Annotated in this window: 15 protein-coding genes; 4 read left to right on the forward strand and 11 right to left on the reverse strand. The window is 72.9% G+C overall.

What is annotated here, in order from left to right:
• The first annotated feature begins 259 nt into the window (after positions 1 to 259).
• A complete protein-coding gene (locus HD596_RS50615; protein WP_221519981.1) occupies positions 260 to 751 on the forward strand; it encodes a GNAT family N-acetyltransferase in 492 nt (163 codons plus the stop codon).
• Between the two features lie 104 nt (positions 752 to 855).
• Positions 856 to 2,085 (forward strand): epoxide hydrolase family protein, encoded by a 1,230-nt coding sequence (locus tag HD596_RS50620; RefSeq protein ID WP_185076465.1) that lies wholly within the window; start codon positions 856 to 858, stop codon positions 2,083 to 2,085.
• Position 2,086: 1 nt separating this feature from the next.
• Here HD596_RS50620 and HD596_RS50625 read toward each other — a convergent pair whose 3' ends face one another.
• Positions 2,087 to 2,962: a dioxygenase family protein gene (locus tag HD596_RS50625; RefSeq protein ID WP_185076466.1), complete on the reverse strand. Its 876-nt coding sequence runs from the start codon at positions 2,960 to 2,962 to the stop codon at positions 2,087 to 2,089.
• 65 nt (positions 2,963 to 3,027) lie between these two features.
• Complete coding sequence (locus HD596_RS50630; protein WP_185076468.1) at positions 3,028 to 4,344, reverse strand: M28 family peptidase; 1,317 nt, start codon at positions 4,342 to 4,344, stop codon at positions 3,028 to 3,030.
• A gap of 76 nt (positions 4,345 to 4,420) precedes the next feature.
• On the opposite strand from HD596_RS50630, the gene HD596_RS50635 reads away from it, so the two are divergent.
• On the forward strand, positions 4,421 to 5,248 hold the full coding sequence (locus HD596_RS50635) for an alpha/beta hydrolase family protein (protein WP_185076470.1): 828 nt from the start codon (positions 4,421 to 4,423) through the stop codon (positions 5,246 to 5,248).
• Between the two features lie 47 nt (positions 5,249 to 5,295).
• Complete coding sequence (locus HD596_RS63100; protein WP_185076472.1) at positions 5,296 to 5,682, forward strand: HEAT repeat domain-containing protein; 387 nt, start codon at positions 5,296 to 5,298, stop codon at positions 5,680 to 5,682.
• An 81-nt stretch (positions 5,683 to 5,763) separates the two neighbouring features.
• Here the strand turns inward: HD596_RS63100 and HD596_RS50645 are convergent, their stop codons facing one another.
• Genes HD596_RS50645 through HD596_RS50685 form a run of 9 tightly spaced genes read right to left on the reverse strand, consistent with a single transcriptional unit; the run spans position 5,764 to position 15,220 of the window.
• The gene (locus HD596_RS50645) at positions 5,764 to 6,711 is read right to left on the reverse strand and encodes a phosphotriesterase family protein (protein ID WP_185076475.1); all 948 of its coding nucleotides are present in this window, start codon (positions 6,709 to 6,711) and stop codon (positions 5,764 to 5,766) included.
• Positions 6,708 to 7,931: an FAD-dependent oxidoreductase gene (locus HD596_RS50650; RefSeq protein ID WP_185076477.1), complete on the reverse strand. Its 1,224-nt coding sequence runs from the start codon at positions 7,929 to 7,931 to the stop codon at positions 6,708 to 6,710. The genes HD596_RS50645 and HD596_RS50650 overlap by 4 nt, the downstream gene beginning before the upstream one ends.
• Positions 7,928 to 8,620 carry an SDR family oxidoreductase gene (locus HD596_RS50655; RefSeq protein ID WP_185076479.1) on the reverse strand — a complete coding sequence of 231 codons (693 nt, stop codon included), beginning with the start codon at positions 8,618 to 8,620 and terminating at the stop codon, positions 7,928 to 7,930. The genes HD596_RS50650 and HD596_RS50655 overlap by 4 nt, the downstream gene beginning before the upstream one ends.
• The gene (locus tag HD596_RS50660) at positions 8,617 to 9,381 is read right to left on the reverse strand and encodes a sugar isomerase domain-containing protein (protein ID WP_185076481.1); all 765 of its coding nucleotides are present in this window, start codon (positions 9,379 to 9,381) and stop codon (positions 8,617 to 8,619) included. The genes HD596_RS50655 and HD596_RS50660 overlap by 4 nt, the downstream gene beginning before the upstream one ends.
• Positions 9,378 to 10,241 carry an ROK family protein gene (locus tag HD596_RS50665; protein WP_185076483.1) on the reverse strand — a complete coding sequence of 288 codons (864 nt, stop codon included), beginning with the start codon at positions 10,239 to 10,241 and terminating at the stop codon, positions 9,378 to 9,380. Before HD596_RS50665 ends, HD596_RS50660 begins: the two co-directional genes overlap by 4 nt.
• Positions 10,238 to 12,226 (reverse strand): GH36-type glycosyl hydrolase domain-containing protein, encoded by a 1,989-nt coding sequence (locus HD596_RS50670; protein WP_185076485.1) that lies wholly within the window; start codon positions 12,224 to 12,226, stop codon positions 10,238 to 10,240. The genes HD596_RS50665 and HD596_RS50670 overlap by 4 nt, the downstream gene beginning before the upstream one ends.
• Positions 12,223 to 13,023, reverse strand: coding sequence for a carbohydrate ABC transporter permease (locus tag HD596_RS64380; protein ID WP_185076487.1), 801 nt, complete (start codon positions 13,021 to 13,023; stop codon positions 12,223 to 12,225). The genes HD596_RS50670 and HD596_RS64380 overlap by 4 nt, the downstream gene beginning before the upstream one ends.
• Positions 13,020 to 13,937: a carbohydrate ABC transporter permease gene (locus HD596_RS50680; RefSeq protein ID WP_185076489.1), complete on the reverse strand. Its 918-nt coding sequence runs from the start codon at positions 13,935 to 13,937 to the stop codon at positions 13,020 to 13,022. The genes HD596_RS64380 and HD596_RS50680 overlap by 4 nt, the downstream gene beginning before the upstream one ends.
• A complete protein-coding gene (locus HD596_RS50685; protein WP_185076491.1) occupies positions 13,934 to 15,220 on the reverse strand; it encodes an ABC transporter substrate-binding protein in 1,287 nt (428 codons plus the stop codon). The genes HD596_RS50680 and HD596_RS50685 overlap by 4 nt, the downstream gene beginning before the upstream one ends.
• Positions 15,221 to 15,231: the final 11 nt, after the last annotated feature.

Here is a 15,231-nt window from a genome sequence, read left to right on the forward strand (position 1 = left end):
CCGACTCCGGCGCGCGTGCCCGGGGGCGTGGGCCCCGTCCTCGCTGCGTCCCGCTCGGCCGCGGAAGCGGGAGCCGCAGAAGCGGAAGTGGCGGAAGCGGGAGAGGAGCGGAGCGGCCGGAGCGGAAGCGGCGGCGGCGGAAGCGGCGGCGGCGGGGGCGGCGGCGGCGGCGGGGGCGATCGCCGTGCCTGCGTCATCTGCGTCCCGTGACCGGCCGCTGGGGACGGCGTCCTCCCTTCGGCCTCGTAGGCTGGCCCGCGTGGAGATCCGCGACAGAACCCCCGACGACCTGGACGCCTGCACGAAGGCCCTCGCCGAGGTCCAGGCCGGCGACCGCTACCCCGTGGACTGGCCACGCGACCCGGCCCGCTGGCTGACGCCGGACGGCCTGATCGGGGCCTGGATAGCCGTCGAAGCGGGAGCGGTGCTCGGCCACGTGGCGCTCACCCGGGACATGGAGGTCACCCGGCTGTTCGTCACCCCCGCCGCCCGCGGGCGCGGCCTGGCCGCCCGGCTCCTCGACACCGTGCGCGCCGCCGCCGAAGCCCCCCTCAAACTGGAGGTCTCCTCCGAGGGCACGGCCGCCATCGCGTTCTACGAACGGTCCGGCTGGCGCCGGGTCGGCAGCAGCCGCGCCCGCTGGCTCAACGCGGCCGGTGAGCCGGCGCTGGTGTACCACTACGTGAGCCCGCCCGCCGGATCCGGCCCGACCTACCACCCGCCACGGTCAGGGAAAGAGGACGTCGGCTAGCTCCGCCTCATCGTCCGACCTCGACGGCGCGCTCTGATACATCACAAAATTAAATAAATTCCTGATATATTTTCCCGTCGATGGCGCCTACGCAGGAGACGACGATGAGCGACGAACCCAGGATCCCGCTGGAGCCGACGCCGATCCACGTGCCCGACGACGTACTGGACGACCTGCGGCGGCGCCTGGAGCTGACCCGCTGGCCGGACGACGTGGGCAACGACGACTGGCGCTACGGCGTCAACCGGGCCTACCTGCGGGAGCTCGTCGACTACTGGCACACCGGCTACGACTGGCGCAAGGCCGAGGCCGCGATCAACGCCTACGAGCACTACCGCGTCGAGGTCGACGGCGTCCCCGTGCACTTCATGCGCAAGCCGGGCGTGGGCCCGAGCCCGACGCCGCTGATCCTCACCCACGGCTGGCCGTGGACGTTCTGGCACTGGTCCAAGGTCATCGACCCGCTGGCCGACCCGGGCGCGCACGGCGGTGACCCGGCCGAGGCCTTCGACGTCATCGTCCCGTCGTTCCCCGGCTTCGGCTTCTCCACGCCGCTGCCGGACCACCCGGACATGAACTTCTGGAAGGTCGCCGACCTCTGGCACACCCTCATGACCCGGGTCCTCGGCCACGAGAGGTACGCCGCGGCGGGCTGCGACGTCGGAGCGCTGGTCACGGGGCAGCTCGGGCACAAGTACGCCGCCGAGCTGCACGGCATCCACATCGGCTCCGGGCAGAAGCTCACGCTGTTCAACGGCGACCGGGCCTGGGACCTGAGCGGCGGGCAGCCCATCCCCGACGGCCTGCCCGCCGACGTCCACGCCCGGATCGTCGAGCTGGACAGGCGCTTCGCCGTCCACCTCGCCGCCCACGTCCTGGCCCCGAGCACGCTCGCGTACGGCCTGACCGACTCGCCCGCCGGAATGCTCGCCTGGATCCTGGAGCGCTGGGTCAGCTGGAGCGACCACGGCGGCGACATCGAGTCGGTCTTCACCAAGGACGACCTGCTCACCCACGCCATGATCTTCTGGGTGACCAACTCGATCGGCACCTCGATCCGTACGTACGCCAACAACAACCGCTACCCCTGGACCCCCTCCCACGACCGGCAGCCGCCCGTCGAGGCCCCCACCGGCATCACCTTCGTCGGCTACGAGAACCCGCCCGGCGTCACCACCGACCAGCGTGTGCGGCACTTCGCCGGCAGCGACCGAGGAGCCTGGTACAACCACGTCAACCTGACCGTCCACGACCGGGGCGGCCACTTCATCCCCTGGGAGATCCCCGGGGAGTGGGTCGACGACCTGCGGCGCACGTTCCGCGGCCGCCGGTAGGTCACCGGCTCTCGCGCAGCCGGAGCTCCACGTGGGCGTGGCGGAACGGGACGGGCATGCCGTACGCCGCCGCCAGCTCGGCGTCCTCGGCGCGGACGAAGTCCAGCACCAGGCTGTCCTTGACGCCGAACACCGCATCCGAGTCGAGGTAAGGGGACTCGGAGACGAAGACATGCGTGGTGAGCGGGGCGTGGCCGTCGGCGCCGGCGATGAAGTGGATGTGCGCGGGCCGGTAGGGGTGGCGGCCCGCCGCCGCCAGCAGCTCCCCGACCGGCCCGTCGTCGGGGATCGGGTACGGGGCCGGAAGGATCGTACGGAACGCGAAACGTCCCTCGTCGTCGCAGGTGAACAGGCCACGCAGGTGCCCGGTGGGGACGTCGTCCCGCTGGACGTCGTACAAGCCCTTCTCGTCGGCCTGCCAGACGTCCACGACCGCGCCGGGGAGGGGGCGGCCGCCGGCCGCGAGCACCTGCCCGGTGACGAGCGTCGGCTCGCCGCCGGGCACCAGGGAGATCGGGTCGCCGAGCCGCCGCGGCGGGGAGTCCACCATGTGGAACGGCCCCAGGACGGTGAAGTCGGTGGCGCCGGCGGGCGCCCGGTTGGCCATGGTGTCGACGAGCATCGACAGGCCCAGCACGTCGGACAGCAGGACGAACTCCTGGCGGGTGTCGTCGCAGGTCTGCCCGGTCCTGGTGAGGAAGCCGACCGCCGCGTCCAGCTCGGCCTGGGTGAGCTCGACGTCCTTGGCGAAGGCGTGCAGGTGGCGGACGAGGCTGGTGAGGACCTGGCGCAGCCGGGCGTCATGGGCGCCGGCGAACGACGCCGCGACGACGTCCTCGGAACGCTCTTCGGAGAACCGAACGGGATTCTGCGACATCGTGATCACGTCCTGGCGGCGTTGGGGCGTTGTCCCCCAGCATGACCATGGCCGGCCGGACGCCGCTACCCGGACGCGGCGGCGCGCAGGTCCGCGGGAGTCCACCCGGCGGTGCCCGCCACGATGCGGACGGCCGCGCGGGCCAGCGGCTCCAGGCCCGCCACGTCGATCTTGTCGATCGTGTCGGCCGAGTCGAACAGGTACATCGGCGCCGACAGGAAGTGCACCAGCGGCACCCCCTCGGGGTGGAAGAACGCGCCGTCCGTCGGCGGCATCGGCGAGAACACGTCCGGGGACAGGACGAACGACCGCCGCAGGTCCTCCGCCTCCAGCGTCGCGGCGACCAGCTTCTCCAGCTGCGGGGCTCGCGTCGTGAACCACCATCTGACCTCGGGCTCGGCGGTCGGCACGAGCGTGCCGTCCACCGCCTCGCAGCGCAGCGCGGCGTGCTCCAGGTGCAGTTCGAGCACCACGCCGGCCAGTTCCGGCCGGTGCCGGTCGATGAAGGCGCGGGTGCCCGCCGCGTGGGCCATGTGCCCGGAGGTGAGCAGGAACGTCAGGTTGTGCGGGCGCTCCTCGATCGGGACGCGGGCCCAGTGGCGGGCGGTGGCCAGGACGAGGGCCAGGCCGGAGGCGTCCTCCACGGCCGAGGCCCACGGGGCGTCGTGGTGCGAGGCGACGATGACCGTGTGGGCCGAGTTCCCCGGTAGGGTGGCGACCACGTTGTGGGTGATCACGGTGTCGGTGGCGGACTCGGCGATCAGCTCTCCCTCGCACGGCAGGCGGGCCAGGAGCCGGCGGGCGTCCGTCCCCGACAGCCACAGCGCGGGGATGGGGCGCTCGACGGCGTCGTACGGCACGTAGTAGTCGCGGGTCTCCCACGGCAGGCCGGTCAGCGCGCCGACGAAGCCCACGGCCCCGGCGGCCAGGGCGGGCTCGACGACCTCCATCATCCGCGGGCCGAACGGGATCGTCTGGACGAGGGTGTCGAAGACGCCCTCGGGGTCGTAGGCCGAGGTGGCGAGCGTCTGGACGTACGACTGCGGCAGCTCGCTGAAGGTCACCTCGTCCACGACGATGTCGCCCGGCCGGGCGTCGGCCAGCCGCGCGATCCGGCCCCGCAGGCCGCCGGTCGGCGCGGTGTGCGGCAGCGGCATGCCGGTCCACGAGGTGCCGTCGTCGAGGCGCAACAGCCCGGCGCCCGGCTGCCAGCGCCGCACCTCGACCGGTTCGAGCGTGACCTCCAGGCCGAACTCCTGCAGGCGCTCGGCCAGCCACCGCTCGGTCCACGCGTCGGCCGGGTAGCCGGGGCGGCGGACGCCCTGGCCGACGACGGTTTCGATCCAGCCCAGCATCTCCGCCGCGGAAGGCACGTGCTCCATGGCCCCGATCCAACCATTGACACGGCCCGGTTGTGAAGCGAGAGTTTCGGTCATCCGTACAAATTGTGGAGGCTGTATGAAGGTCGTCGTGGCCGCCGTCGCGCTCTTACTCGGGCTCCTGTCCAGGCCCGCCCAGGCCGCCGACACCATCGAGGCGCACTACAAGGTCGCGGGCCCGTGGACGGTCGCGACCGCCGACGCGCCCGGCTACAAGCTCTACTACCCGGCCGACCTCGGGGCGGGCGGCTTCAAGCACCCGATCATCACCTGGGGCAACGGGACGAACGCGGTGCCCACGCAGTATCCGGGGCTGCTCAACCAGCTGGCCTCCTGGGGGTTCGCCGTGGTCGCCTCCACCGACACCACGACGGGCACCGGGTCCGAGATGATCGCCGCGGCCCAGTACCTCATCGGCCGGAACACCGACAGCTCCAGCGTCTTCTACGGCAAGCTCGACGTGACCAGGGTCGGCGCGGTCGGCCACTCCCAGGGCGCGGGCGGCTCGGTGAACACCGCCACCAAGTCCGGCGGGCTCATCGACACCGTCGTCCCCATCGCGCTGCCCGCCCCGATCTGGGTGAGCGCGGGTGACGCGTTCCACGTGGACCAGCTGGCCTGCCCCGTGCTGTTCGTCAGCGGGTCCAGCGACACGCTCATCTCCCCCAACTCGGCGCTGCAGGCGTACTACGACCAGGTCCCGGGCGCGGCGGCCAAGGCGCTGCTCAAGGGCGCCGGCCACAACACGATCCAGGGCACGGGCGGCGGCTTCCTCGGATACGTGACGGCGTGGCTGATGTACCAGCTCCAGGGCGACACGTACGCGCGCGGCGCCTTCGCGGGCACCTCGCCCGAGATCAACGCCAACGCCGGCTGGCAGAACCAGGTCGAGAAGAACCTGCCCTGAGGAAAACGGATGGCCGCGCGGCGCGCGGCCGGGCGGGTTTCGCGCTGGTGCGCTCGCCCGATCCGGCCGAGCGCAAGATCGGCTGCGACCTGCTGGGCAAGGTGGCGCAGGCCGAGGAGTCCCTGCGGGAGCCGGTCCTGCTCGCGGTCCTGGAGCCGGCCGCGGCCGAGACCGATCGCGCGGTCCACACCTCGATCGCGCGGGCGCTGGGCTGCACGGACGACGATCGGGCCGTGCCCGAGCTGCTGCGCCTGGCCGGGCACCCCGACGAGGACGTGCGCTTCTACGTGGCGTGGTCGCTGCCGCTGGATCGCGCGGACGACGACGCGGTGATCGAGGCGCTGTGGGCCCGGGTCGGCGATCAGGACGCCGAGGCCCGCGAGGAGGCGATCGCCGGGCTGGCCCGCCGTCGCGATCGCCGCGTCGCCGCCTAACGGCCTGGTCGCAGCGCGAAGGCGGCGCGCGGGCCGGCGGTCAGCGCGGCCGTAGCGCGACGGCGGGAGGCGGATCCGCGATCAACGCGGCCGTAGCGCGAAGGCGGCGCGCGGGTTGGTGATCAGCGCGGCCTTGGCCGTCTCGCCGAGCCCTTCCGCCTCCAGCCGCGGCACGAACCGCTCCAGCAGGTACGTCAGCCCCGGCCCGCCGCCCAGCCCCGGCCAGTACGACCGCCGCGCCAGGTCCATCCCGAACAGCAGCCGATCCCCTAGCCCGCGCCCGGCCAGCTCGGCGACGAGCGCGACGATCTCGCTGTCCGGCCCGTACTTGATCCGCCCGGGCCGGTCGAAGGCCAGGTACGCCCCCCTCTCCGCCAATGACGTGAGATATCCGGCGTCGGGATTGTGGTCGATGTGCCCGAGCACCACCCGATCGGCCTCCACCCCGTGGGAGGACAGCGCGTCCAGCAGCTCGTGCCCCATCGTGCCCTTGTCGCAGTGGGTGACGACCGGCACGCCGGTGCGCAGGGCGGCCGCGGCCACCGCGCCGACCAGCCGCTCCACCCCGCGCCCGAACGCGTGGTACGCGGTCGCGATCTTGATGGCCCCCGCCCGCGCCGGCGACCGCCGCACCAGCGGCCCGACCAGCCCGTACTCGTCCATGCCCAGCTCGATCTCGGCCACCAGCAGCTCGGCGATCTCGTCGGGCGCGTAGTGGTGCAGCCAGTGGGCGTCGCTGTAGTAGGTGCTCTTGTGGAAGCCGGTGACGGCGATCACGTGCAGCCCGGTCCGCTCGGCCAGCGCCGTCATCAGGGACGGGCTGCGGCCGAACCCGAGCGGCGTCATCTCGACCACCGCGGACAGCCCGAACCGCCGGGCCGCCGTCACCTCGGCGACGGCCGCGTCCAGGGAGTCGAGCCGGTAGTCGGGCTCGTTGCGGACGGGCCAGTCACCGGTCATGAAAAAGTGCTCATGCGCATAGGTGACGCCGATCTCCTCGACATCCCCCAGCACCGTACGAACCGTCACAGGAGCGCTCCTTCCTCGCGCAGCCGGGCGCGCAGCAGGTCCACGTCCACCGCCGCGGGCTCCACCCCGGCCTGTACGGCCAGCGCCGCCGCCGTCCCGGCCGCCTGCCCCATCGCCATGCACTGCCCCATCGACCGGGCCGAGGCGTGCGCGTCGTGCGTGGCCGACAGGCACCGCCCCGCGACGATCAGCCCGTCGACCTCGACCGGCAGCAGGCACCGGTACGGGATCCCGTAGGTCCCGTAGTCGTGCACGTACTCCCACCGGGTGGCCGCCCCGGCGGCGTGGTCCTCGATGGGGGCGCCGCACCGGGCGATCGTGTCGGGAAAATCCCTCCCGGCCAACACATCATCAGAAGTCAGGACATATCGCCCGACGAGGCGCCGCGACTCCCGCACCCCGATCCGTACGGACGTGCTCAGCAGCACCGCCGACTCGTACCCGGGCACCTTGGCCCGCAGGAAGCGGACGTACTCCCGCACCTGCGCACGTCCCTCGCGTTCGGCGCGCGACAGCTCGAAGGGGTCGGTCGGGTCGAGCCCGCTCACTCTGGTCAGGTTGGTGTGCACGATCCCGTCGTTGACGGTCCTGTGCACGGAGCCCTCGCGCCTGGGCAGGTCGGCGTCGGCCATCAGCGCGTGCAGCTCGGCCGTGCTGGTGGCCGACAGGTCCACCCCGCCCAGCCGGAACGTGGCCGTCATCGGCTGCGAGCTCATGCTCGGCCGCTCCAGCGCGGCCCCGGCCCGCCAGGCCACCTCGCCGTCGCCCGTCGCGTCCACGACCACCGGGGCCTTGACCAGGAACCGGCCGGCCACGGTCTCCACCTCGACCCCGGTCCCCGGCATGTACGCGCACACCCGCGCGTGCAGCAGCACGCCCGCGCCGGAGGTGAGCTCGTCCCAGACGAGCTTGAGCTCCTCCGGCTCGTACGTGACGCCGGTGCCGGCCCCGTACGTGTTGGGCCGCTCGAAGGCGGCCCCGGCGGAGAAGAGCCGTTCGCACACCTCCCAGCCGATCCCGCCGACGACCCGCCGGGAGACCGGGCCGGGGGCGTAGAAGCCGTAGAAGGTGTCGAGCACGGCGACGCCGGTGCCGCCGAGGAAGCCCGCCGGCTCCACCAGCAGGCACGACGCGCCGGCGCGGGCCGCCGCCACGGCCGCCGCGCACCCGGCGCTGCCGCCACCGGCGACGACCACGTCGCCTTCCCACAGGACGTTCACCGCAGATGCCACCCTCCGTCGACGGGAATGACCGCGCCCGTGGTCCGCCCGGACGAGGGCGAGAGCAGCCACAGCACGGCCTGCGCGACCTCCTCCGGCCGGCAGGGGCTCGCGCCGAGGGGCATCAGCGCGGGCATCCTGGCCTGGACGGCGGCGGACGTGCGAGCGCGGACGCTCATCGGCGTGGCCACCAGGCCGGCCGAGACCAGGTTGACCCGCACCCCGCGCGGCGCGGCCTCGCGGGCGGCGGTCCTGATCAGCGGGATCAGCGCGCCCTTGGCCGAGGCGTAGGCCACGGTGCGGAAGTCGTCGTCGATCGACGTGCCGAGCGCCGAGCCGATCACCACGATCGACCCGCCCTCGGGCAGGGCGGGGATCGCCGCGCGCAGCAGCCGGAACACCGACTCGTGGTTGACCCGGTGCACCTCGTGCCAGGCCTCGTCGGTGCACTCGGCCACGCCGCCGTCGCCGAGCCGGCGGCCGGACATGCCGACCGCGTGCACGACGCCGGCCAGCCGCCCGTGCCGGGCTGTGGCCTGGGCCAGCGCCTTCTCGACCCCGCCCGGCTCGGTGATGTCGATGCCGTCGGCGAGGTCCACGCCGTACGCGCTCGCGCCGGACGCCTCGACCGCCTCCACGCAGGCGCGGCCGATGCCGCCGTCCGAGCCCGCCACCAGGACGGCGCTCATGGCTTCCTGAGCACGGCGGCGGCGCGGCGGGCGTGTTCGAGGTAGGCGGCCTCGAACAGCTCGTCGGACCGGGGGCCGCCGACGAGCTTGGCGCTGGAGATGACCGGCGGCGTCCAGCCGCCCGCGACCAGCAGCTCGGCCGTGCGGACCTTGATCTCGTTGACCACGGAGACGGCCGCCAGCGTGCTGCCGGGGCCGACCGGCTCGGCCAGCCCCTCGACGTGGCACAGGGCGTCGCCGACCGGGGTGCGCAGGTCGATCACCACGTCGGCGTGGTCGGCCAGCCGGGTGCCGCTGGGGTGGCCGGGCTCCACGGCCATGGTCTCGTTCATCGAAGTCACGGCCACGACCGGCAGGCCCGCCTTGCGCAGGCCCATGGCCATCTCGATGGGCACGGCGTTCAGCCCGCTGACGCTGAAGACGATGGCCGCGTCGCTCGGCCGCAGCTCGAAGTTGGCCAGGATGGCCTCGGCCAGCCCTTCGACGCGTTCGATGAACATGGCCTGGCGCATCCCGTTCGAGCCGGCCACCTGGGTGTAGAAGGTCGTGGACAGGTCGACGATGGGGTGGAAGCCGGGGTAGGAGCCGTAGCGGGGGAACATCTCCTCCACGCCCATCCGCGAATGTCCGGTTCCGAACGTGTGCACCACTCCTCCGCCGAGGATCGCCTCAGAGGCGATGCGAGCGGCTTCGGCAAGGGCGTCCTCCTGTGTCCGTTCGATCTCGCCGAGCAGCTCCATGGCGCGGCTTATCCACTTCATCCAGATCTCCTCCCGTAGAGTGCGGCGCCGATGGCCCCCGCCATCGGGCCGAGTACGGCGGGCAGCACCGTGACGTCTCCGATCAGCGGTCGTCTGCGCGCGAGTTCGTTGTTCAGGGTGGATCGCATGAGGTCGAGCGCGCCGGAGACGCCGCCGCCGACGACCACCGAGCCGACGCCGAAGAAGGCGGCCGCGTCGCCCAGCGCCACGCCGAGCGCCCAGCCGGCCTGCTCGAACGCCTGGGCCGCGCGCTCGTCCCCGGCCCTGGCGGCTTCGGCGACCTCCGCCGCGGTGGCCTTCGCCGTCCCCGGGCCGAAGGCCCGCACGATGCCCGGCCCGGCGGCGAACGTCTCCACGCAGCCCCGGTTGCCGCAGCAGCAGACCGGCCCCCACGGGGAGACGGTGACGTGGCCGATCTCGCCGAGGTTGTCGCGCGGCCCGACGAGGACGGCCCCGCGCAGCGCCACGGCCCCGCCCACGCCGGTGCCGAGCACGGCGAACAGCACGTCGGCCAGCCCGCGGGCGGCGCCCAGCGCCAGCTCGGCGCGCGCGAACGCGCGGGCGTCGTTGACGACGGAGACGGGGACGCCGGTGAGCGCGCCCAGCCGCTCCCCCACGGGGTAGCCGTCCCAGTCACCCGGCGGGTTCGGGACGAACAGGGCGGTCCCGGTGTCGCGGTCCACGTGGCCGGGGAGCCCGATCCCGATGGACCCGGCGTGCGCGGCCAGCGAGGCCGCGAGCTCCACCGTCTCGTCGGGGCCGGGCGGCGTGGGGACGGCGCCCGAGCCGGAGACCGCCTCCCCCTCCAGCGTCACCCATTTGGTGTACGTGCCGCCGACGTCGATCCCGAGCGCGGTCACGGCCCGACCTCCAGCGCCCGGGAGGTGAAGCGGGCCCCGCCGCGCGGCCGCCGGAAGGGCTCGACGCCGAGCAGGCGCAGGTAGGCCAGCAGCGGCTGGGAGTGGCTGTGCAGGTTGGCGACCGGGTACGCCTGCATGGCGACGCCGACCTCGGCCAGGTCCCAGGTGCGCCCGGGGCGGCCGGTCTCGGGGGCCAGGTAGGCGTCGGGGCCCGACAGCGTGCCCTCCCAGACGTCCGGGTAGGCGGCCGTGTGCGCGGCCAGCGTCATCCGCCGCCACCAGTCCCAGGCCAGGTCGGGGAGGTGTTCGGCGGCGGCCCAGACGAGCGTCATGTTGATCGCGTACCAGATCGTGCCGACCCCGCCGGGGCCGTACGCGTCGCGGGCGGGCCAGCGCAGCCGGGCGCCCAAAGGGGAATCGGCGGCCGAAGTGCGCTCGATCGTGCGCAGCAGCTCCACGGCCCGCTCAGGCGGGGCGGCGCCGCACAGAACGGCCCAGGGCTGCACCTCCAGCCACAGATCGTCGTCGCCGACGACCGCCCCGGGGCCGTACGCGCGGCGGTACCAGCGCCCGTTCCACTCCCCCGCGACCAGGTCGCGCAGCTCCTCGCCGAGCTTGCGGGCCTCGGCGGCGGTCGCGGAATCGCCGAGCCGCTCGGCCAGCGTCGCGTAGCGCGGCAGGACCCAGGCGGCCATGGCGGAGTTGAGGACGGACTCGCCCCGGTCGATCATCACCTCGCGCGGCACGCCGCTCTCGGTGATGGCCATGTCGTTCCAGTCGGCGTTGAGGATGCGGACGTGCCCGTGCTCGCCCCGCCCGACCACCTCGGCGAAGAACCTGAACTGCCTGCGCAGGTTCTCCAGCAGCGGCACCCCCGGGGCCTCGTGGACCGGGTGGTACGGCACGTCCGCGCGGAAGGCGGCCTCGTCGCCCGTCGCGCTCAGGTATTCGGCGGCCAGCCACAGGGCCCACAGGTTCTGGTCCGACGGGCGGAACAGGTCGGTCCAGGGCCGCTTGTCCGGTCCGAGCGCATACGGCAGGTCTCCGTCGGGCCCGCCCCAGGCGCACGTGTTGCGCAGCACGGACAGGGCCAGGTCGGGCTCGATGTAGACGAGCGGCAGCGCGTGCTGGAGCGGGTCGCGGGCGGCGCCGTTGAAGCCGTGCCGGAAGGAGTAGCAGGATCCCTGGTCGAGGGTGTGGCCGCCGAGCACGCCGTCGGCGCAGGCCGCGCCGGCGAGCAGGGCGGCGTGCCAGGGGATCTCCCGCTCGGCCTCGGGCGCCCGCGCGGCGGACGCGCGTGGCAGCCGGTCGCGCAGGGCCGCCAGGCTCTCCTCGAACGTCGCCGTCCCGGACGGGAGGCCGAGCAGGCCGTAGCGGAGGTCCAGCACCCGTTCCTCGCCCGCCGCCAGCTCCAGCGTGAGCGCGAGCCGCCCGGACCGCGTCCTGGCTCCGCCGATCAGCTCCAGTTCGAGCCCGGGCCCGGGGTCGTCGGCGGCGGCGTCGGCGGCGCCGGTGATGAGCTCCATCCGGGCCGGCCTGGCCGCCCACTCCTCGGTCAGCTCCAGCCGTACCGGCGCGTCGAGCAGGTTGCGCACCCGCAGCCGGACCAGCACCCACGGCTGCTCGCCCTCCGGGCAGAGCACCGTGCGCTCCAGCGCCACCCGCTCGTCGGCCACCCGGACGACGGCGAAGGTCGGCCCGAAGATCCGCTCAGATTCCGAAATATCGGTGGAAAGGTCGCCGAGGTGGGTCACGCCGGTCCCCCGGGTGAGCCAGAGCAGGCCGGTGTGCTCGTCGAACAGGTCGCTCAGCCCGTAGTTGTCCGACACCAGCGTGATCCGCCGGTTGCCCACGTGCGAAAAGTGCCGCCGCGTGGGCGGGTCCAGCACGGGGTCCCACTCGGCGCGCGGGTCCCGCTCCTGGTCCAGCGTGTACGCGAACGCGGGCAGCCCGTACGCCGTCGTCCACTCCCCGTACGAGCTCATTTGCGCACCCCTCCCAGGGTCAGCCCGGCGACGTAGTAGCGCTGCAGCAGGAACATCAGCGCCAGCGGCGGCACCGCCGTGATCAGCGCGGCGGTGCTCACCAGGCCGATGCTGAAGTCGTACTCGGTCTGGAGCTGCGACAGCCCCACCGGCAGCGGCCACAGCCCGGGGTTGTTGGCCACGATGAGCGGCCAGAGCAGGTTGTCCCACTGCGCGAGGAACTGCAGCAGGAAGAGCGTCAGCAGCGCGGGCCGCAGCAGGGGCACGCCGATGCGGGCGAAGATGCGCAGCTCGCCCGCCCCGTCCACCCGGGCGGACAGCAGCAGCTCGCGCGGCAGCGCCAGGGCGAACTGGCGGACCAGGAACACCCCGAAGGCGCTCATCATGAACGGCACGATCATGCCCTGGAAGGTGTCGATCCAGCCCAGCGCCTTGACGATGAGGTACATCGGCACGAGCACCACGATCGGCGACAGCGACAGCGTCCCCACGATCACCGCGAACAGCGCGCGGCTGCCGGGGAAGCAGAGCTGCGCGAGCGCGTACCCGGCGGCGGCGGACAGGATCACCTCGAGCACCGCGATGCCGAGCGCGAGGATCAGGCTGTTGCGCAGGTAGAGCGGGAAGCCGCCCTGGCCGAACAGCTGCGCCACGTGCGCGCCCAGCTGGGAGACGTCGAACGACAGCCCGCCCAGGTCGCTCGCGTCCGAGGCCGACGAGACCGCGAACATCGCGTAGACCGGCAGCAACATCACGACCACGACCAGCGTCAGGACGGTCCCGCGTAAGACCTTCACCCGTCCTCGCCTCCCCGCAGCACGCGGAACTGCGCGACCGACAGCGCCAGCATGGCCACGAGCAGCACCATCGCGATGGCCGACGCGTACCCCATGCGCTCGAACGTGAAGCCGGTCGCCCACATGTAGAGCGGCAGCACCTCGGTCGCGCCCGCCGGGCCGCCCTTGGTCAGCAGGAAAGCCGGCACGAACGACTGCATCGCCCCGACCACCGCGATGACCAGCACGAACAGCAGCGTGCGGCGCAGCAGCGGCAGCGTGATGCGGAAGAAGATCCGCACCGGCCCGGCCCCGTCGAGCCCGGCGGCCTCGAAGACGCTCAGCGGCAGCCCCTGCAGGCCCGCGGTCAGGATGATCACGAACAGGCCCAGGTGCTTCCACGTCGTCATGATCACCAGGGCCCAGAGCGCCAGGCCCTCGTCGGTCAGCCACGGCTTCGGCTCCGCGCCGGCCAGCCCGATCAGCGCGTCGGCCAGGCCGTCCGCGGCGAAGATCACCGACCAGGTCAGCGAGGTGGCCACCAGCGGCATCGCGGCCGGGATCATGACCAGCGCGCGGAGGACGGCGTTGTAGCGGCCCGGCTTGCTCAGCGGCACGGCGATCGCCAGGGCGAGCACGATCGAGGGCACCACGGAGCCGGCGGTGTAGACGGCGGTGACCCTGGCCGAGTTCCAGAAGCCGGGGTCGTCGAGCATCCTGCGGTAGTTGTCCAGGCCCGTCCACTCGGGGGCGCCGGCGAGGTCGTAGCTGGTGAAGCTCAGGTAGACCGCCGAGGCGAACGGCACCACCCAGAAGACCAGGAAGTACAGGGCGGCGGGCAGGGACAGCAGGGCGCCGGTGCGTGCCTCCGCCCAGCGCTGCCCCTGGCCCGAGACCCGCGCGACGCGGGGCGCCAGCCCTGGCGACAACGTCATAGGGCGATCCGCATCGCCTGGTCGAAGTCGGCCGCGGCCTGCTCGGGCGTCTTCTTGCCGAACGCCACCGCGTCACCGGCGTCGGTGAGCGCCTTGGCCATCTCGTTCCAGACGGGCGTCTGCGGCCCGAAGTCGGCGTGCGGGGCGGAGGCGGCCATGATGTCGATGGCCTTCTGGTCGGCCCCGGGCAGCTTCTCCCAGCCCTTGACCGGGGTGAGCAGGCTGGCGTCCTTGAGCTGCCTGGCGGCGACGTCCTCGCGCTGGAGGTAGTCGATGAAGTGCCAGGCGGTGTACTGGAGCTTGGACTTCTGGGCGACCGCCCAGCCCCAGGTGTAGGCGGGGGCGACCGGCTGCCCCGACTCCCAGCGGGGCATCGGCGCGATGTCGAAGCCCTTGCCGAAGGTCAGCTTGGGGTTCAGCGTCGGGAACAGGTCCATCGCGAACAGCCCGGACACCAGCATGGCCGCCTCACCGGTGGCGAACAGCCCGAACCCGGACAGCGGGTTCGACAGCTTGGGGTTGCCCAGGCCGCCGTAGTAGCGCAGGGCCTCGATCCCGGCGTCCGAGGCGAGCGTGGCCTTGGTGGCGTCGGGGCTGAGTATCGTGCCGCCCTTGCCCTTGACCAGGGCGAGCAGCTGCATCAGCGTCCACTGCGGGTTGCCCAGGATCCACTGCAGGCCCACCTTCTTGCCGTCGGCCGAGGTCAGCCGCTTGCTGTACTCGGCGACCTCCTCCCAGGTGGTGGGCGGCTTGTCCGGGTCGAGCCCGGCTTCGGCGAACCTGTCCTTGCGGTAGTAGAGGTAGCAGATCGTGTAGTCGATGGGGACGCCGTACAGCTTGCCCTCGTACGACAGCGAGCCGATCGCGTGCTCGTCGTACGCCTGGACCAGCGCCTTCTCGTCGGCCACGCCCATGGCCTTGGGGATGATCGGGGCCAGGCGGCCCTTGCGCGCGTGGCCCGGGATCGTCCAGCCGCCGATCTTGACCAGGTCGGGCGGGACGTCACCGGCGAACGCGGTCAGCAGCTTGGCGTCGAGCTTGTCGACCGGCACGTACAGGGGGGTGATGTCGACGCCGCCGAACTCCTGCATGTAGCTGCGCAGCAGCGGGTTGAAGACCTTGTCGTACGCCTTGGTCTGGTGCAGCCAGACGGAGAGTTTTCCGCGCGGCACCCCGTCGGCGGGGACCGTGGCGGCCGGTTCGGAGCCGCAGGCGGCGAGCAGGCCGGACGCCGTCGCGAGGGTGGCGGTTCTGAGCAGGGCACGGCGGGTCAACCTGGTCATGCTCGACCTCC

Origin of the sequence: Nonomuraea jabiensis, from assembly GCF_014204795.1 — a bacterium.
Lineage (GTDB): Bacteria > Actinomycetota > Actinomycetes > Streptosporangiales > Streptosporangiaceae > Nonomuraea > Nonomuraea jabiensis.